At 62.3% G+C, this 17,763-nt stretch carries 16 protein-coding genes; 5 read left to right on the top strand and 11 right to left on the bottom strand.

Translation table 11 applies throughout. The annotated features are described in order from the left end of the window. Nucleotides 1-97: 97 nt before the first annotated feature. From HJB83_RS30995 to HJB83_RS30975, 5 genes are all read right to left on the bottom strand, one after another. Complete coding sequence (locus tag HJB83_RS30995; RefSeq protein WP_221133153.1) at nt 98-2,230, bottom strand: beta-galactosidase; 2,133 nt, start codon at nt 2,228-2,230, stop codon at nt 98-100. Nucleotides 2,231-2,243: 13 nt separating this feature from the next. After that, entirely contained in the window at nt 2,244-3,389 is a 1,146-nt protein-coding gene (locus HJB83_RS30990) for an ABC transporter ATP-binding protein (RefSeq protein WP_221116742.1), read from the bottom strand. A gap of 38 nt (nt 3,390-3,427) precedes the next feature. Continuing rightward, entirely contained in the window at nt 3,428-4,279 is an 852-nt protein-coding gene (locus HJB83_RS30985) for a carbohydrate ABC transporter permease (protein ID WP_207580974.1), read from the bottom strand. Beyond that, the gene (locus HJB83_RS30980; protein ID WP_207580975.1) at nt 4,279-5,163 is read right to left on the bottom strand and encodes a carbohydrate ABC transporter permease; all 885 of its coding nucleotides are present in this window, start codon (nt 5,161-5,163) and stop codon (nt 4,279-4,281) included. The genes HJB83_RS30985 and HJB83_RS30980 overlap by 1 nt, the downstream gene beginning before the upstream one ends. A gap of 148 nt (nt 5,164-5,311) precedes the next feature. Beyond that, nucleotides 5,312-6,586, bottom strand: a complete 1,275-nt coding sequence (locus HJB83_RS30975; RefSeq protein ID WP_207580976.1) for an ABC transporter substrate-binding protein — start codon at nt 6,584-6,586, stop codon at nt 5,312-5,314. A gap of 195 nt (nt 6,587-6,781) precedes the next feature. Between HJB83_RS30975 and HJB83_RS30970 the strand changes: the two genes are divergently transcribed. Then, nucleotides 6,782-7,993: an ROK family protein gene (locus HJB83_RS30970; RefSeq protein WP_207580977.1), complete on the top strand. Its 1,212-nt coding sequence runs from the start codon at nt 6,782-6,784 to the stop codon at nt 7,991-7,993. A gap of 383 nt (nt 7,994-8,376) precedes the next feature. Further along, a complete protein-coding gene (locus tag HJB83_RS30965) occupies nt 8,377-8,763 on the top strand; it encodes a cupin domain-containing protein (protein ID WP_207580978.1) in 387 nt (128 codons plus the stop codon). Nucleotides 8,764-8,845: 82 nt separating this feature from the next. Here HJB83_RS30965 and HJB83_RS30960 read toward each other — a convergent pair whose 3' ends face one another. Beyond that, on the bottom strand, nt 8,846-9,313 hold the full coding sequence (locus tag HJB83_RS30960) for a DUF4168 domain-containing protein (protein ID WP_207580979.1): 468 nt from the start codon (nt 9,311-9,313) through the stop codon (nt 8,846-8,848). 227 nt (nt 9,314-9,540) lie between these two features. Between HJB83_RS30960 and HJB83_RS30955 the strand changes: the two genes are divergently transcribed. After that, nucleotides 9,541-10,155 carry a 3'-5' exonuclease gene (locus tag HJB83_RS30955; protein ID WP_207580980.1) on the top strand — a complete coding sequence of 205 codons (615 nt, stop codon included), beginning with the start codon at nt 9,541-9,543 and terminating at the stop codon, nt 10,153-10,155. Between the two features lie 24 nt (nt 10,156-10,179). Here the strand turns inward: HJB83_RS30955 and HJB83_RS30950 are convergent, their stop codons facing one another. Continuing rightward, a complete protein-coding gene (locus HJB83_RS30950; RefSeq protein WP_207584337.1) occupies nt 10,180-11,043 on the bottom strand; it encodes a DMT family transporter in 864 nt (287 codons plus the stop codon). A 122-nt stretch (nt 11,044-11,165) separates the two neighbouring features. Between HJB83_RS30950 and HJB83_RS30945 the strand changes: the two genes are divergently transcribed. Next, the gene (locus HJB83_RS30945; protein WP_207580981.1) at nt 11,166-12,548 is read left to right on the top strand and encodes a PLP-dependent aminotransferase family protein; all 1,383 of its coding nucleotides are present in this window, start codon (nt 11,166-11,168) and stop codon (nt 12,546-12,548) included. Nucleotides 12,549-12,842: 294 nt separating this feature from the next. On the opposite strand, the gene HJB83_RS30940 is transcribed toward HJB83_RS30945, so the two are convergent. Beyond that, nucleotides 12,843-13,244: a PleD family two-component system response regulator gene (locus HJB83_RS30940; protein ID WP_164011395.1), complete on the bottom strand. Its 402-nt coding sequence runs from the start codon at nt 13,242-13,244 to the stop codon at nt 12,843-12,845. 10 nt (nt 13,245-13,254) lie between these two features. Further along, nucleotides 13,255-14,997: an ATP-binding protein gene (locus HJB83_RS30935; RefSeq protein ID WP_221133154.1), complete on the bottom strand. Its 1,743-nt coding sequence runs from the start codon at nt 14,995-14,997 to the stop codon at nt 13,255-13,257. Between the two features lie 84 nt (nt 14,998-15,081). On the opposite strand from HJB83_RS30935, the gene HJB83_RS30930 reads away from it, so the two are divergent. Further along, nucleotides 15,082-15,615 (top strand): GNAT family N-acetyltransferase, encoded by a 534-nt coding sequence (locus HJB83_RS30930; RefSeq protein WP_207580983.1) that lies wholly within the window; start codon nt 15,082-15,084, stop codon nt 15,613-15,615. Nucleotides 15,616-15,815: 200 nt separating this feature from the next. Here the strand turns inward: HJB83_RS30930 and HJB83_RS30925 are convergent, their stop codons facing one another. After that, nucleotides 15,816-16,730 carry a phosphotriesterase gene (locus HJB83_RS30925; protein ID WP_207584338.1) on the bottom strand — a complete coding sequence of 305 codons (915 nt, stop codon included), beginning with the start codon at nt 16,728-16,730 and terminating at the stop codon, nt 15,816-15,818. 310 nt (nt 16,731-17,040) lie between these two features. Beyond that, nucleotides 17,041-17,673, bottom strand: coding sequence for a PQQ-binding-like beta-propeller repeat protein (locus HJB83_RS30920; RefSeq protein WP_207580984.1), 633 nt, complete (start codon nt 17,671-17,673; stop codon nt 17,041-17,043). Nucleotides 17,674-17,763: the final 90 nt, after the last annotated feature.

Here is a 17,763-nt window from a genome sequence, read left to right as displayed (position 1 = left end):
GTCTACTGTTACGACACCGTCTCGCGCCAGCGCCCCATAGAGCCTCATCCTGAGGCGCCCCGCAGGGGCCTCGAAGGACGGGCGGTGCGCCACGGCCTCACCCCTCCAGCTCAACAATCGCACAGCCATAGCCTCCAAGATCCAGCCTACCCGTCACCGGCTTCTCCCCATCCAGCAGGTCCCGCCCGGCCGGCACGCCGTCGATAGACGCCGGCTGGTCGGTATAGTTTTGCACGAAGAGCAGCCGCCGTTCCTCATTCATCCGCATCGTCACCTCCACGCCTTCGGGCAGACCGCCGACCAGCGGTTCGATCCCGGCCTGGGGAAAGAGGCGTTCAGTGAGCGCCTCGGTCAGTTCAGGCGTGAGATAGGTGCCGAGATAGACCACCTGCCCCTTGCCGACCTTGCGGGAGGTTGCCATCGCCTGGCCTTCGGCATAGCGGTTGGACCAGGCGGCGATCACTTCGACATCGCCGTCGACGGCGAGGTTTTCATAGAAGTGGCCGGCGGTGATTTCGCGGTTGCCGATCTTGAAGCGGCGTTCGCGGCGATGGGATTCGGCCGGCTTGTTCGGCGGGATGACGAGCCCGCCCGAGCGCTCCATCACGTCGAACAGGCCGTTGGCGCCCGGCGCGGTCAGACGGCCGAAATCTTCGACGCACACGCCAGTCAGCTTCGAAAGGGTGGTGCCGGGGGCGGTCTCGCGGATGACGTGGTTGTCTTCATTGCGGGTGCCGGTGCGGGCGCCGATGACGACGGTGCCGCCCGCCGCCGCGAAGGCTTCGAGCTTCGCCGTCCATTCGTCCTTCCACATCACCCAATGGGGGACATAGAAGAGCTTCAACCTGGAAAGATCGTCCTCGGGATGGATGAAGCCGCAGGCGATACCGCGATCATAGCAATGCTGGTGCAGCAGGATCGCATCGTCCTGCGGGCTCGGCAGGCCGATCGGATAGGTCTTGTGAGCTTCCTGGTTGTCGAAATCCGAACCGGCGATGCCGACATCCATGCGCACATAGGTGCCGAGGATCTTCGGCTGCAGCGCAATCATCTCGGTGGCGAAGCGCTTGGCTTCCTCATAGCGGTGGCGGGCGACATCGTCATGGTCGATGATGCCCATCCAGTAGATCTCGGCGCCGAAATGGGCCGGACGCCAGCGGAAGAACATCAAGCCGTCGGCGCCGTGAGCGACCGAAGACAGCGCCATGCGGCGTAGCTCGCCCGGTTCCGGCGTCAGCGTGCAGAAGCCCGGCTGGCTGCCGAAGCCCGATTGCTGCTCGGGCACGAAGTAGTTGCCGGAGAAGCCGCGGCAGATATCGAGGTGCAGCGCCTGCACCTTGGCGTGGTTGCCGAGCCGCTGGAACTCGTCATAGAGCATCGGATAGATATCATAGCCGACGAAATCGAGATCCTTGCTGAACTGGCCGCGGAAATCGATATCCCGCAGGCCGCCGAGATTGTGGAAGATGAACCAGGCGGATTTCACCGCGCGCAGGATCTCGACCTGGTCGTGCTGGAAGCGCGCCGTCGAGAAGGCGAGGAAGCGGTGGTAATCCTGCAGATGGCCGGGGCTTGGAAAGGTCGGGCCGAATTCGATCGGCAGCACCACCTGGTCGAAACCATCATAGGCCGTCGCCCAAAAATCGCCGCCCCAGGCGCGGTTGAGCTTGCCGATCTCGCCGTATGTGTCGGCAAGGTAAGCCTGGAATTCGGTGAGCGTCGCCTCGGAAAAGCTCTCCGGCATGCTGGTGTTCAGCTCATTGTCGGTCTGCCATCCGACGACATGCGGATTGTCGCGATAGTGCTCGGCCATCGCCTTGGTGATGCGCCGGCTGTGTTCACGCAAGACAGGGCTTGCCGTGTCGCAGTGCTGGCGCGAACCGTGGCTCATCGGGCGGCCCTTGCCGTCGACCCGGAGGACCTCGGGATGGGCCACGGTCAGCCAGCGCGGCGGCGTCGCCGTCGGGGTGCATAGGATCGTATCGATGCCGTAGCGGCCGAGCATGGCGATGGCGCGGTCGAAGAGATCGAAGTCGAAGGCGCCGAGCTTCGGCTCGAGAATATGCCAGGCGAATTCGGCCATTCTGACGGTGTTGAAGCCGGCCTTCGCCATACGCTCGGCGTCGCGCTCCCAATAGCTTTCATCGACATGCTCGGGATAATGCGGGGCGCCGACGAGGAAGCGGTCGGTCTTGACGGTGTTCCATACGGAGAGGGTCTTGTCGGACACGGGATGGTCTTTCCTATCTGTCGAGAATGGTCTTGCGGGCGCTGATCGTGCGGCCGCCTTCGGATGAAAAGAGATAGAGCTCGCTGGCGTCGAGCTTCAGCGCCACCTTCTGCTCGGCGGCAAAGGGCGCGACGTAACTCAGCTGCACCGTGATGTTGCCGGTGCCGCTTTCCGAAGCGATGGTCCGCATATTGCCGGCGTCGACATAGAGGATGGTCTCGCGGCCGAGATGCTCGACCAGCCGGACCTGGCCTTCGATCGCCCCACCCTGACTGGCATCGGCGACCATCGATATCGTCTCCGGACGAACGCCGAGGGTCAGGCTGGTGCCTTTCGACAGCGCCGTCGCCTGCGCCAGTTCCACTGTCACCGGCACGAGACCGGGCGCCGAAACCGTCACGTTGCGGCCGGACACGTCGTCGACGGTGACGCCGAGGAAATTCATCCGTGGCGCGCCGAGGAAGCCGGCGACGAAAAGATTGTCGGGATTGCGGTAAAGCTCCAATGGCGAGCCGACCTGCTCGATCACCCCCCGGTTGAGGACGACGATCCGGCTTGCCATGGTCATCGCCTCCACCTGGTCATGGGTGACATAGACCATGGTGGCGCCAAGCTCGGCATGCAGGCTGCTGAGCTCGACGCGCATCTGGGTTCTAAGCGCCGCATCGAGGTTCGACAGCGGCTCGTCGAACAGGAAGACCTCGGGCGAGCGGGTGATCGCCCGGCCGATCGCCACGCGCTGCCGCTGGCCGCCGGACAGCTGCTTCGGCCGCTTGTCGAGCTGATCGGTGATCCGGAGGATCTTGGCTGCGCGCGCCACGGCCGCCTCGATCTCGGCCTTCGGGCGCTTGGCCATGCGCAGGCCGAAGCCCATGTTCTCCGCCACTGTCATGTGCGGATAGAGCGCATAGGACTGGAAGACCATGGCGATGCCGCGATCGCCCGGTTCCTGCTTGCTGACATCGCGGCCGTTGATCAGGATCTGGCCGGAGGAAATCTCCTCCAGGCCGGCGATCGATTTCAAAAGCGTGGATTTGCCGCAGCCTGATGGACCGACCATGACGATGAACTCGCCTTGCGCGACCGAAAGGTCGATGCCGCGTAGCGCATGATAGGCGCCGTAATTCTTGTTGATCTGCCGAAGTTCGAGACTGGTCATGTCCTGGCCCTCTCTTGTTGAAACGAAAAATGCGGCACTCATCCCTTCACCGCCCCCATGGTCAGGCCGGCGATGAAATGCCGTTGCATCAGGAAGAACATCACCACCGGCGGCACGGCGACGACGATGGTGCCTGCGGAAATCAGGTTCCAGGCCGAGACCCATTCGCCGCGCAGATTGGCAAGGCCTGCCGTCACCGGCTTGACGCTATCGCTGACGGTCAGCACCACGGCCCAGAAATAGTCGTTCCAGATGAAGGTGAAGATCAGGATGGCGAGTGCGGCCAGCGCCGGCCGCACCAGCGGGATCGCCACATGGATGAGCGTCTGGAAGGGAGAGGCGCCTTCGGCGCGGGCCGCCTGGAACAGTTCATCGGGCAGTGCGGCGATGAAATTGCGCATGAACAGTGTCGCAAAACCGGTCTGGAAGGCGACGTGGAAGATGATCAGCGCCGCCGTCGTATCGATCAGGTCGAGCCGCACCATCAGGTCGCGCACCGGGATCATCATGATCTGGTGCGGCAGGAAATTGCCGCCGACAAACAGCGCGAAGATCAGCATGTTGCCGCGAAAGCGGTAACGCGACAGCACGTAGCCGGCGAGCGTCGAGAGCGCCAGCACGCCGATCACCGAGGGAATGGTGATGATCAGGCTGTTGAGGAAATAACGGGCCATCGGCGTCTGGGTGAAGACCGCAGTGTAATTGTCGATCACGCCGATGCCGGTCGGCCATCCCCACAGATTGCCGCCCATGACATCCTCGGTCGAGCGGAACGAGGTGAGGATGATCGCAAACAGCGGGCAGAGCCAGAGCAGCAGCACGATGATGACGGTAAGCACATAGAGGCGGCGCTGCCAGACGGCGGCCTCGGGAATGGGACGAGGATACATCAGCCTCCCCTCTCTTCGGTACGGATGATGCGGGTGAGGTACCAGACGATGAACACGGCCATGATCACGAACAGCACCGAGGCGATCGCCGCGCCGTAACCGAAGCGGTAGGAGAAGATCGACTGCTCGAACATCTGGTAGGCGAGAACCGAGGAAGAGCCGAACGGCCCGCCTGATGTCATCACCGACACCATGTCGAAGGAGCGGAGCGCCCCGACCACCGTGACGGCGATGGCGATGAAGGTCACCTGGGTCAGTTGCGGCAGCACGATGTGCCACAGCATGTTCCAGCCCCTCGCCCCGTCGACGCGCCCCGCACCGATCAGCTCTTCACTGAGATTGTTGAGGCCGGCGAGATAAAGCACCATGCAGAAGGTGACCTGCGGCCAGAGGGCGGCGATGACGATGGCGAAGGTGACGAAATGCTCATCAGAGAGCACCGCTGGCGCCGTCGCCCCGAACGCCTTGAAGATCAGCGCCAGCAGCCCGAATTCCGGCGTATAGACCCAGGTGAACACGACGCCGACGGTGACCGAGGCCAGCACCAGCGGAATGAAGAACAGCGACTTCAGAAAGCGCATGCCGCGGATTTTCTGGTTGACCAGGAGCGCGATGGCTAGCCCGATCGGCGGCGCGGCCATGAACATGACGAGCCAGATCAGATTGTTCTTAAGCGACACGTAAAATTGCGGATCGTTATAGAGCTCGACGTAATTGCCGAAGCCGATCCAGACCATCGGGCCGAACCCATCCCAGTCGTGCAGACTGATCCAGACGCTGCGGACGGCCGATAGCAGGATGACGGTAGAAAACAGCACGATCGCCGGCGCGATGAGCAAAGTCGGGGTAAGCCACCAACGCTGGCGGCGCCATAGCATTAACATCTCTGGAGCCTCAATTATGACAGGAGTTGGCCTATGCCTGCTCCGGAAGGTGTGGAGGACACCTCCACATTTTGGAGCGGCGGTGCGTATACCGCCGCCCCTCGGGAGCGGGCACAGGCCCACTCCCAGCGTCTCCGGGAGGAGAACTCTAAATCTTATAGATCCGCTTACGCGTCCCCTCGAGCCGCGTGAGGATCGCCTTGCGTCGGTCGGGCTTGGCCATGAACTCCTGGAAACCGACGAGGCCTGCCTGGGCCATATCGGGGTCGCTGTCGCGGTCGTAATATTGCGACGTGCCCTGCACCGTTTTCATGACCTCGACGGCGACATTGACCAGCGGGTCCTTGCTCGGCGGCAGGTCATGACGCGGCGGCACGTTGCCGCCCGGCTCCAGATAGGCAGCCAGGTTCTCGGGCTTGTAGAAATAGGCGAGGAATTCGCGCGCGCCCTGCTTGTTCTTGGCCTTGGCGGGAATGTGGATCGAATTGACCGAGAATTCCTCGAAGTGGCCGACCTTGGGGTCGAGCACCGGGAAGGTCGCATAGGCGAGCTGCGGCAGGTCCTCGGCAGTGAAGGCCGAGCGCAGGAAGGCGCCCAAATTCATCATGCCGGCCTTCTTCTGCGCCAGGAGCGCCGCCGCCTCCTGCCAGCCGAAGGAGGTATGGTTCGCCGTGAAGAACTCCTTGGAAATCATCGCTTCCCACTGGTCGAAAACTGGGGTCAGCGACGGGTCGAGATAGCTCATCTCGCCGTTCATCAGCGCCATGTGTTTGTCGAGTCCGTTGATGCGCAGGTTCATCTGGTCGAACCAGCCGGCCGCCGGCCACAATTCCTTGGTGCCCATCGCCACCGGTGTGATGCCGGCCGCCTTGCACTTTTCGCCATAGGCCATGAACTCTTCCGCCGTCGTCGGCACCGTCAGGCCATGCTCGGCAAACACATCCTTGCGGTAGAACATGCCCCAGAGCGTGCCGCCTGTGGGAAGGCCATATTGCTTGCCGTCTTCGGTGACGGCCCCTGCGGTCGCACCGAGCACGTCCTTGTACTTTTCCTTCTCGAAGAGATCGGAAATATCGTCGAACAGGCCGCGCTTGACGAAGGCGCGCATGCGGTTTCCCGAAAACCAGGAGCAGACGTCAGGGGCACCGGCCACCAGATAGTTGCGGATGGCCGTCTTGTGGGCCTCGTGGTCCATGTTGTTGATGACGACGTTGACCCCGGCTTCCTTGCTGAAGCCCGCGGCGATCGCCTTCAGCGCGTCGAGCGCCGCACCATTGTTTTCGGCGGAGATCATCGTCACCTCCTGCGCCTGCGCGATCGCCGGGATCGGGAAGCTGCCGGTAACAGCCGCGGCGGAAACCAGGCCCGCGCCCTTCAGGAAGCGTCTGCGGGTGGTCGACGGAAATTGCTTCAAAAATGTCATTGAATTCCTCCCAGTTGATCGATCGATATCTCCCGACCGCCGCCTCCTCCATGAAACGACCGACCAGGCCTTCAACACATGCGATCGACCCGCAATTCCAGCGATAATCCGCTTGGCTGAGTTGATCCGCGGCCGAACTTATGCATAGATCTTTTCGGCCCGCAATAATTAATTTACAAAATTAAGGAATGCATCGTGAAGTTAAAAGGCGACCAGACCACGGCGAGAGCCATGAACCGACGCCTCATTCTTAACCTTCTCAGGCGCGAGGGGCCGAGAAGCCGCGCCGATATCGCCACCGTCATCGGCTTAAGTCCGGCCGCCGTCACCTTCGTCGTCACCGACCTTCTGGAGGAAGGCATCGTCATCGAGGGCAAGACCGTGCCCGGCCTCACGGGCCGCCGGCCGATCCCGGTGGATATCAACTACGAACACGCGCTTGCCGTCGGCTTCAAACTCATGGTGGATTCGGTCGAGTGCGTGGCAACCGACCTTGCCACCAACCCGGTCGCCGCCATGCGGGTCAGCCTTAACGGCCACGACCCTGATCAGGTCGCCGACCTCTTGGCGGCCACCGTGCCCGAACTGGTGAAGCTCGCCGGCCGGCCCGACGCCCGGCTCGCCGGCATCGGCATCTCCATGCCCGGTGTCATCAATCACGAGCAGACAGCCTGCGTGCGCAGCCACCGCTTCAGCTGGAACAACGTCCCCCTCGCCGCGCTGGTCGCGGCCCGCGTCCACGTGCCGGTCTGGCTGGAGGACGACACCAACGCCTATGCCATTGCCCAGCAGCTCTTCGGCCTCGGCCGCCAGCACCGCAACATGGCGGTGCTGGCCGTCGGCGTCGGCATCAGCTGTGCACTTGTCATCGACGGCAAGCTCTATCGCGGCGCCAATGGTGCTGCCGGCAAGTTCGGCCACACGCTTTTCGAGGAGAACGGCCGGCTCTGCGAATGCGGCAAGCGCGGCTGTCTGATGGCCTATCACTCCGAAATCTCGATGCTCCGGCGCTGGCGGGAGGCAATCGGCCGCGACGAACTCGGTCTTCCCGATCTCCGCAAGGCGCTCGCATCAGGCGACGCCACCGCCCTCGCCCTTGTCGGAGATTCCGGCCGCGGCATCGGCACTGCCCTTGCCAATCTCGTCAACATCACCGATCCCGAGGTCATCGTCGCCGGCGGCGAAGCCGTCTCCCTCGGCGACCCTTTCCTGACGCCGCTGCGCGAGGCGCTGGCCGCCCGCACCTTCAGGACCGCGCCGCCGCTGCTGCCCGACTGGGAGGACAATTCCTGGGCCCGGGGTGCGGCTGCGCTGGTGACCCAGAAGATCTTCGACTTCGAGTCATCGGGTGGTGTGACGGATATTGCGACGCTGGCTGGGGTTAGAGGCTCAACGTCGGCGGCTTGAGGTACGGGAATCGGCCGGATTGTCCTACCTTACAAGCCCCCCTCTGCCCTGCCGGGCATCTCCCCCACAGGTGGGGAGATCGCCTGGCGCAAGGGCTTCCCAAAACAACAAGCGTCACAGCATGCCGAACGGTAGACGGGCGGGAAGGTTTAGCCACTTGCCAATCTCCCCACCTGTGGGGGAGATGGCCGGCAGGCCAGAGGGGGGCTTGCACGGCAGGACAGAAGATAAAATCCCGCCACCCGAACAGCCCGGAGCCGCCGCTGCCTAGATACACTCGCTTACAAAAATGCCGATTTCCCGACACATCCCCGGTTCAATTATCGACTGAAATGCCCTTGCGGCCAACGAGCCGGAAAGGTCAATTTAGGAAGGATGACACGATGAAAATGATCCAGGCTATGGCGCTCGCCCTCGCTCTGGGCGCCGCCACGGCAGCGCATGCGGAACAGCCGCTGCAACGCACCGATCTGATCAAAAACGATATCGACGTGCCCGGCCATGAGGGCGTTCAGGTGCGCGTCGATTTCGCTCCCGGCGTTCTCGCGCCAAAGCATTCGCATCCTGGCGAAGAGATCGCCTTTGTTCTCGAGGGAACGCTGGAATATCAGCTCGAAGGCAGGCAGCCGGTGACGCTCAAGGCCGGCCAGTCCCTGTTCATTCCGTCGGGCGTGGTGCACTCGGCAAAGAACGTCGGCAACGGCGAGGCTTCGGAGCTGGCGACCTACATCGTGCGCAAGGGCGAGGCGCTGGTCGTGCCCGCCAAGTAGGCCGCATCAGAATTGGGGCGGGCGCGGGAAGTGCTTGCGAAGTGGACTTTCAGCCCGCCCGCCCCGTCGTTTCGGTTTAAGCCTATTGCTGCTGCTGCCCCGGCGGCGGCGTGCCGATCTTTTCCAGCACTTTCTTGGCCAGAGCCGGGTCGCTCTGCGCGGCCGTCAGGATCGAGGAGTATTCCTCGACGGAGATGCCGTTCGAGGCTTCGACGGTGTCGACCATCTGCTTCTTGGCTTCTGCCTGCAGCTTCTGCTTGCCAGCCTCGTCCTTCGTCGCGCCGATCTTGGCCGAATATTCCTGCCGGACCTTGTCGACCTGCAGATAGGCAACGGCAAAGGCCTCGATTTTCTGATCGCTGACGGCGGCGGGCGCACCGTTGCCGCCGGGTTGTCCCTGCATCGGCGCCTGACCCTGTGCCGGCGGCTGCGCTTGTGCCGACGGCTGCTGTTGTGCCTGGGCCATCTCAGCAGCGGAGGCCGGGCTGAAAGCAAGCAGGCTGAAGACCGCAGCGGTCATCGTTGCGACGGGTGTGTAACGAGTGATCATATTCGTTCCTTTTTCACGTGCATGATTTGTCGGCAGCAAGACCGCCTCGGTCGATCGCTCAGCCGCTCAAGGGCTGGCGAGGTCGCGACGATGGAACCTCTAAGAGGGCACGGTGCGGCGGTAACGGGGCCATTTGCTGACGATTGAGCGGCGGCTTTGTGACCGCCGACGTATAGACCGGTGCGGGAATTTCCGTGCCGGCTACCAGCCTGGAGGGAATGCCGACAATGAAGACCGCCATCATATTCGACTGTGAATTTCTCTGCCTCGAAGGCTCGCAACGCAGATTTTGGTGCGCGGCCCACGATCCCGACCCCGTCGTTGCAATGATCGGCGCCGTCAAGCTCGGCCTCGAGGGAGAGTATCCGATCCTGGATACATACAAGTCTTATGTCAGGCCCATCGACCGCCTCGGCAAAAGATATCCGCTCGATCCTTACTTCACCGATCTGACGAGCATTTCCGGAGAAGACATCGATGCTCATGGCGTGGCATTGCAGGATGCGCTTTCCGGTGTCGACAGCTTCTCGGACGGCGCCCGGTTTTGGTCGTGGGGCAAGGATGAGCTGAACATGATGGCCATCAGTTGCTATATTGCAGGCATTCCACCTTCCATCCCCGCCCATCGGTTCGACAACGCCGTCAAGCTTCTCATTGCTGCGGGCATGCCGATCGAGGACTTGGCAAAGACGCCTAGCAACAAACTGGCCGACTATTTCGGCGTCGACCATCCTCCGCTACGGGCGCATGACGGGCTCGACGATGCTCTGTCGATGTCATACACGCTGCAACATCTGATGAGGATCGGGCAATTGCAGCCCGAAGCCTTCGATCAAACCTGACTGAGACCGCTTCGGGACTCTCCCCTAGCGCGCAAACCTGCGTGCACCCACGACGCACAGGATGACGGCGACCGTCACGGCGAGCATCGCCCAGGTCACGGGTTCGTGCAGCAGGGTGGCGGCGAGCGCCAAGCCGAAGAAAGGCTGGAGCAGCTGCAGCTGGCCGACGGCGGCGATGCCGCCTTGCGACAGGCCGCGGTACCAGAAGATGAAGCCGATCAGCATCGAAAACAGCGAGACATAGGCAAGGCCGACGAGCGCCGGCGTTTCGATGCCGGCAAAACTCGCCGGCCGATGGAACAGCGCAACCGCGACCATGACTGGCAGCGACAGCACCAGCGCCCAGGAAATCACCTGCCATCCGCCGAACGTGCGCGAAAGCCGGCCGCCTTCGGCATAACCGAGGCCGCAGACGATGATCGCCGCCAGCATCAAAAGATCGCCGACCGGCGACGCGGTCAGACCCTGCATCAATGCGAAACCCGCCACCAGCGCGCTACCGAGAATGGAGAACAGCCAGAATGCCGGCTTCGGGCGTTCGCCGCCGCGGATCACGCCGAAGACCGCCGTCGAGAGCGGCAGCAGCCCGATGAAGACGATGGAATGCGCTGACGTGACGTGCTGCAGCGCCAGCGCCGTCAGCAGGGGAAAACCGACCACGACGCCGAGCGCGACGATGGCAAGCGAGAGGATGTCGCGCCGGCTCGGCCGCTTCTCTCTGAAAGCGATCAGCAGGCCAAGCGCCAGAACGCCAGCGATCGCCGCACGCGCCACGGTCAAGAAGACCGGATCGAACTGCATCACCGCCACACGGGTGGCCGGCAGCGATCCGCTGAAGATCACCACCCCGATAAAGCCATTGATCCATCCCGACGTCATGCGGTCCATCTCGCGCTCCATGATGCGCTGCACTCCTTTTTGCTTTCACGCTTATCGGCCAATACGGATAGTCATGACAGTGACAATCTGATACGGTTTCGCGAAACTGTTATGGTGCGGAAGCAGTACAGATGGACGAAGCACGCACGCGCGTGGAGATGGTCGTCGCGACGATCCGGCAGCGCATCGCGGGGCGCAGCCTCACACCCGGTGCAAGGCTGCCTTCGGTCCGGGGGTTGGCAGCGACATTGAAGCTGTCGACCTCGACCGTCGTCGACGCCTATGAGCGCCTCGTCGCCGAAGGCGCGATCCTGGCAAGGCCGGGCTCGGGTTTTTACGTCGCCAACCAGGCAGCCCCCTTTGCGCTTGCCGAGGCCGGGCCGAAGCTCGACCGCGCCGTCGATCCCTTCTGGATATCCCGGCAATCGCTGGAGGCCGATGAAACCGCCTTGAAGCCCGGCTGCGGCTGGCTGCCGCCCTCCTGGCTGCCGGGGGAAGGCATGCGCCGCGGGCTCAGAACCCTTGCCCGCGCCGATGGACCGGCGCTCGCCGATTACGGCTCGCCGCTCGGCTTGCCGCAGCTGCGACAGCTGATTTGCCGCCGCATGGGCGAACGAGGGATCGAAGCCTCCCCCGACCAGATCATGCTGGCCGACTCCGGCACCCAGGCAATCGATCTGCTCTGCCGTTTCCTGCTCGAGCCCGGCGACACGGTGCTGGTCGACGACCCCTGCTATTTCAATTTCCACGCGCTTCTGCGCGCCCACCGGGCAAAGATTGTCGGCGTGCCCTACACGCCGTCCGGTCCCGATATCGAGCGATTTGCCCAAGTCGTCGCCGAGAAGCGGCCGCGGCTCTACATCACCAACTCCGGCATCCACAATCCCACCGGCGCAACGCTTTCCCCGGTGACGGCCCATCGGCTTCTGAAACTCGCCGATCAATTCGACCTCACTATCATCGAGGACGATATCTTTGCCGATTTCGAGCATGCGCCGGCCCCCCGCCTTGCCGCTTTCGACGGCCTCGAACGGGTCGTCCACATTGGCAGCTTTTCGAAGACCCTGTCGGCCTCGGCCCGCTGCGGTTTCGTCGCCGCAAAACCGGAATGGATCGACGGCCTGACCGACCTCAAGATCGCCACCTCCTTCGGCGGCGGCCGGTTGACGGCGGAGCTGGTGCTGAACGTCTTGAGCGACGGCAGCTATCGCAAACACGTGGAGACGCTGAGACAGCGGCTCTCCCGGGCAATGAGCGAAGTCTCGACCAGGCTGAAGGGCCTGGGGATAGTGCCCTGGCTGGAGCCGCAGGCCGGCATGTTCCTCTGGTGCCGCCTGCCCGATGGCGTCGATGCCGCTGATGTGGCGCGGGCCGCATTGGAAAAGAGAATCGTTTTGGCTCCCGGAAATGCCTTCAGCCTGTCGCAATCGGCGACGAATTTCATGCGGTTCAATGTGTCGCAGACCCTAGATGCGAAAGTGTTCGAGATGCTGGGGGATGTGTTGGGGAGGTAAGGAGTGTGAGGCGGGGACTGGGCCGAGATGCTGCGGGCAGCAGCGTGCGGCATCCGTGGTCATCTCGCACCCACCTCTCCTCCGTCATTCCTGTGCTTGTCACAGGAATCCAGTGCGCCCAAGTGCTTGGGCGCGGAAGACTTTCTTGAAGGCTGCATGGAGTCATTCACGGCGCAGACGCGCCGTGGCTGGATTCCTGTGACAAGCACAGGAATGACGGGGAGAGGTTAGGCGCCAGTTGATGCCGGGCCAGGGGCCGCACGGCACACTCTTCATCATCGCCCAAACCACTCCTCAAAACGACCGATTGACCGCCTTGTCATTTTCCAGCCGCGTCACGCAACCTTCAAGCTTGGCGAGCAGCAGGTCGAAGTCGAGCGGCTTTGTCAGATAGTCCGCCGCTCCGCCGCGCAGACCGGCAAGCGTGTTTTCCCGGTCGGTCAGCGCCGTCAGCAGGATGAAGGGGATGTTGGAGAGCTCGGGGTGATTGATCTGAATTTCCGCCAGAAGCTGGTGTCCGTCCATGACCGGCATCGAAATATCGCTGATGACGATATCGGGCCATTTCGACAGGATCATTTCCAGCCCTTCGGCGCCGTTCGAGGCCTCGAGCGTCTTGTACCCGGCTTCGCTCAGTTCCTCGACGAGGAGGTTCCGGATCTCGACTTCATCTTCTATGCACAGGACTGTAACCATAAGCTTTTCCCTAAGCTGCGACGTGCTGATCCGACAATAGAAACTCTATTGGCAGAAGAATGATAAATGTTGTGCCCTTGCCGAGCTCGCTCGTCACCTCAACGGTACCGCCATGCAATTCGACGACCTGCTTGACGACGTTCAGGCCGATGCCGGTTCCGGCAATGCCCGTAGCACTGCGAGCGCGATAATAGGGTTGGAACAGCTTCGGCAGATCATCCGAATCCATGCCGATGCCGCTGTCGGCAATAGCGATCTCTACCGTCTTTTCCTCAACCCGGGCACGAACATAAATGTTCGGCGCGTTGGGCGAATATTTGACGGCGTTCGAAATCAAGTTGGTGAAGACCTGTTCCATCGCGCTGCGGTCGAACGTCAACAGATCGGGCATCGACTCGACATCGAGATGGAGCACATGCGAGCGGCTGAGGTGGCGCTGTCTGTCGCAGCAGGCGACGAGCAGCGCTTTCAGATCGCCTTCGCTCCGCTTCAGTGTGATCTGTCCGGTTTCGAGCCGGCCGCTGGCGAGGATGCTCTCCATCAGATCGACCATGCGCACCACCGCGCTGCGGATCACGCCCGCCTTTTCGTGAACGTAACCGCCACTGACATTGGTGGTCGAGCGGCAGAGCCGCTGGGCGGCGGCATCGATGATCGCGAGTGGCGTGCGAAACTCGTGCGACGCCATGGCAACGAACTGGCGCTGGAGCGCATTGACCTGGCGTTCGTGCACCAGCAGCCGGTCCAGTTCCTCTCTCTGCCTTTCGATCTCTGCCGTTCGATCGGCCACCATTTCTTCCAGATGGTAGTGGTGATGGGTGATCTCAGCCTGGCTGTCCAGCAAGGTCAGCGACGTGCGATGAAGACCGCGCCCGAGCCAGAACACGACAGCGATCAGCAGCGCCAGGCAGCCAAGCCCAGCCGGTGCGATCTGTTGAAGCAGCATGAATCCGGGCAGGATAGGAGACCATACGAGATAACCGATCGTGCCGCCGTCTCGTGACGAGACCGGCACCTCAGCGCGCCCGTCCTCACTTTTCGACGCGAAATGCAATCCTTCGAGGCGCGCATAATGGGCGATGCTTTCGGCGGCTTTTTCATCGATGAACTTGACCGAGACGGCGATGAACTCCTGGCCCGCTTCGACCTGCATCCTGGCCGAGCTCGGCAGAATGGGACGCGCGCTGGCGATTGCCGGCCGGCTGCCGATCATGATCGTACGAACCGTCGCCAGTTGACCAAGCGGTTTGGTGCCGGGCTTTGCAGCCTGCTCGGCAAGAACCGCGCGCATCTCCCCGGCGAGTGCTGTCATTTCTTGGCCGTCGTCGCTGCCGAGCCGTGGCGGCATGGCATCCGCGCCGTCGCGGAACGCAAACATCAGGCGATTGGTATCGTCGAAGATATAAGTCCTGTCGTGCCCGAAATACTGGCTCGTCCACCGGCCGATATTGTCGAGCAGCCATTCATGGTTCCGCTGCTTGGCATAAAGGAAGGCATCGTCCCATTTGGCAATGCTTTCCTGTTCTCGGGGAAGCGCCGCGATCTGCTCTTCCAGTCCTTGGTCGACAAAGTCGGCCTGCCGGCGCAGCGAGAGATCATCGACCTTCACGGCGGCGAGCCAGGCAAATCCGCACAGCAACACAGCCGCCGCGCAGGTGAGTGTCACCAAGACGAATGTAATGTGGGATGTTAGCCTGACCTTCAATATCTGCAACCTTTTGATGGCGCCTGCTGCCGAGAAATTGACACGCAAAGGTTGACGGACCGTGAATTATACGCTCCCCTAAAGTCCGCGGCATGCCGCCGAATGCATTCGCGATCGTCGAAGGAGAAGCGCATGGACGCCGCCGCGCCGGATACGTCAGACGTCAGGATCGAACCGATCTCTGCTGCCCAAATCGACAGCTTTCATCGCACGCTCGATGTGGTCGCGCGGGAGAAAAAATACCTGTCCATGCTGGAAGCGACGCCGCTACCGGAAACGCGCGCCTTCGTGATGGGCATGATTGCAAAAGCCAATCCGCAATTCGTTGCTATCGCTCAAGACGAGGTCGTCGGCTGGTGCGACATCAACCGGCATTTCTTCCCGTCGCACGCCCATCGCGGAAAGCTTGGCATGGGGATTCTTCCGGCCTATCGCGGCCAGGGTCTCGGACGAAAGCTCATCGAGACGACATTAAGGGCCGCGCAGGAGGTCGGGTTTATCAGGGTCGAACTCGATGTTTACCAAGACAATCTCCGGGCGATCGCACTCTATGAAAAACTAGGGTTCGTGCGCGAGGGCATAATTCGGCGCGCCGCGCGTATCGACGGCCGGTTCATCGATGCGATCGGCATGGCGCTTTTGTTCGATGAGGATCCAGCGGTATAAGTCGGCGTATCGTCGTACTGAGATTGCGAGCCTCGGAGAGGAAATCACCGCCAAGGGCATCGTGACGCCGGCCGATCTCATCGATGCGGACAAGTTGCGGATTTTGAGCAGGCCGTTGATATCGGCGCCCCGCTCACGTGATCATCGCGCTTCTCGGAAAACGGTTACGCCGGTAGGTTTCTTTCGCCCGCCCCCTGCCCCTATCGGGCGAAAGCCTCGAACGGGTTCTCGTGGGTCAGGCGCATCAGGGTCCCGTCGTCCACGCCCCGCCGTTTTAGCTCGGGCAGCAGGACCGTGGAAAGATGGGTGTACGGCTTGGGTGTCCCGCCCATCGGCAGCGCCGGATCGAACCAGCCCCGGTCATGGCTCAACAACAGGCGGTCGCCGCAGCCCGCCTCCAGCGCCTTCATCACCAGTTCCGCCACCTCCTTGTCCCCGGCCCTGCCGACATGGTCATACTCGATCCAAGCGCCGCGCTCGGCGACGGCGACGTTGTAGGCGAAGTCCTTTTCTTCCTGCGTATGGATCGAGATGAACCTGTCGGCCCTGTAGCCCTCCGCCTCGATGACATCGAGCTGATCCATGACGACCCGTCCTCTGATCGTATGACTGCCGATGACGGCGTCTGTCTGCGCTGCCGCGCGCGCGGCTGCCCGCAGGATTTTCGTCTCGAGCGCCGTCATGCCGTCATCGCCGGCGCTGAGCTTGATCCAGCCCGCCTGGAACCCAGTCTCGCCGATCTGCTCCGTCAGCTCGCGAAGCATCCACGCCTCAAGCTCCTTCTCGGAAGCATAGCGGACCCATTCGGGGATCCACGGCTCGCGGTAATTGCCGGTGGGAACCACAATCGGAAAATCCGTAGCAAGCGACACGGCAAGATCGATATCCGCACGACGTCCGACGCCGCCCGTCGAGCATTCGACGAGTGCCGTCACCCCGAGCTTCTTGATCCGCTCGATTTCCGGGGCCATCAGCCGAACGACGGCGTCGGTCTCTGCTTCGGCATAACCGGGCTGGTCGGGTGTCCTGAGGTCAACGAAGACGTGCTCATGCGGGAGGATCATCCCCAGTTGAGATTTGCTCCTAGGCCCGAGCGTTGTGTGCAGATGCTTCAAAGTCTTTCCCGCGGTCATAACGGCTTCGGGCAAAGCCCTCGCCCGAAACCGCGAAGGTAGATCGTTAAGTGACGAAATCAATCGCCCACTCGATCGAAATTCTGCAAGTGCGCTCGTGTCAATTTCCGGCTTCGCACTGATTGCTGGTGAGCAAACGGCCGCCGGGGAGAGGATATGCCGCATCGGCGTCTTCGGCGCAGCGTCAACGACGTCTCGTCCCGTCCTTGCCTTTGCGTCCCCGCAAATCGATCTATTGGATCGATCGCTCCCACTTCGCGCGACCGGGCCCTACCACGGTGGCGCGTGGCTCTCACCCCGGCCGGCGCACCGTGCGAACCTTGCCGCTGCCGCCACCGCCGCAGAAAAAGCAGTCGCCGCCATCGGATTCGAGGCCGGAGACACCGACGCCTTCGGGCATGTCGAGACGTTCCAGCACCTCCCCCGTTTCGGGGTCGATGCGCCGGACGTCGCTGTCGTCGCCCTCCCAGGTGCCGTGCCAGAGCTGGCCGTCGACCCAGGTAACGCCTGTCACGACTCGGTTGGATTCGATGGTGCGCAGGATCTTGCCCGTCTCCGGGTCGATCTGATGGATTCTGCGGCCTCGGTGCTGGCCGACCCAGAGCGTGCCTTCGGCCCAGGCAAGCCCGGAATCGCCGCCATTGCCGGGCGCCGGGATGGTGGAGAGGATGCGGCCGGTCTTCGGGTCGATCTTGTGAATGACATCCTCGGCGATCTGATAGAGAAACTCGCCATCGAAGGCCGTTCCGGCATGGGACGCGACCTCGATCGAGCGCACCACCTCGCCGCTTGCGGGATCGAGCGCGTTCAGGCGGTCGCCCGAGGCAAACCAGACATGCGCGCCGTCGAAGGTGACGCCATTGACGCGCTCGGCGCCGGGAAACGGTCCATATTCACGCAGGATATTCGCAGCTGATTTTTTCATCTCTTTTCCCTATAACTCAAGCTTTCCTGTAACTCGGGCCTTCCTGTAACTCGGGCCTCCCTAAAACTCGGGCTTGCTTATGTCTCGGGC

It is taken from the genome of Rhizobium sp. NZLR11 (assembly GCF_019685115.1).
Taxonomy (GTDB): Bacteria; Pseudomonadota; Alphaproteobacteria; order Rhizobiales; family Rhizobiaceae; genus Rhizobium.
This window is presented reverse-complemented; position numbering and strand designations above follow the sequence as displayed.

What these genes read in the sequence shown, in the direction of transcription:
- HJB83_RS30975 (WP_207580976.1), bottom strand. Translation starts at nt 6,586, where the DNA reads ATGACATTTTTGAAGCAATTTCCGTCGACCACCCGCAGACGCTTCCTG.
- HJB83_RS30930 (WP_207580983.1), top strand. Translation starts at nt 15,082, where the DNA reads ATGGACGCCGCCGCGCCGGATACGTCAGACGTCAGGATCGAACCGATC.
- HJB83_RS30950 (WP_207584337.1), bottom strand. Translation starts at nt 11,043, where the DNA reads ATGGACCGCATGACGTCGGGATGGATCAATGGCTTTATCGGGGTGGTG.
- HJB83_RS30980 (WP_207580975.1), bottom strand. Translation starts at nt 5,163, where the DNA reads ATGTTAATGCTATGGCGCCGCCAGCGTTGGTGGCTTACCCCGACTTTG.
- HJB83_RS30945 (WP_207580981.1), top strand. Translation starts at nt 11,166, where the DNA reads ATGGACGAAGCACGCACGCGCGTGGAGATGGTCGTCGCGACGATCCGG.
- HJB83_RS30985 (WP_207580974.1), bottom strand. Translation starts at nt 4,279, where the DNA reads ATGTATCCTCGTCCCATTCCCGAGGCCGCCGTCTGGCAGCGCCGCCTC.
- HJB83_RS30990 (WP_221116742.1), bottom strand. Translation starts at nt 3,389, where the DNA reads ATGACCAGTCTCGAACTTCGGCAGATCAACAAGAATTACGGCGCCTAT.
- HJB83_RS30955 (WP_207580980.1), top strand. Translation starts at nt 9,541, where the DNA reads ATGAAGACCGCCATCATATTCGACTGTGAATTTCTCTGCCTCGAAGGC.
- HJB83_RS30920 (WP_207580984.1), bottom strand. Translation starts at nt 17,673, where the DNA reads ATGAAAAAATCAGCTGCGAATATCCTGCGTGAATATGGACCGTTTCCC.
- HJB83_RS30965 (WP_207580978.1), top strand. Translation starts at nt 8,377, where the DNA reads ATGAAAATGATCCAGGCTATGGCGCTCGCCCTCGCTCTGGGCGCCGCC.
- HJB83_RS30960 (WP_207580979.1), bottom strand. Translation starts at nt 9,313, where the DNA reads ATGATCACTCGTTACACACCCGTCGCAACGATGACCGCTGCGGTCTTC.
- HJB83_RS30940 (WP_164011395.1), bottom strand. Translation starts at nt 13,244, where the DNA reads ATGGTTACAGTCCTGTGCATAGAAGATGAAGTCGAGATCCGGAACCTC.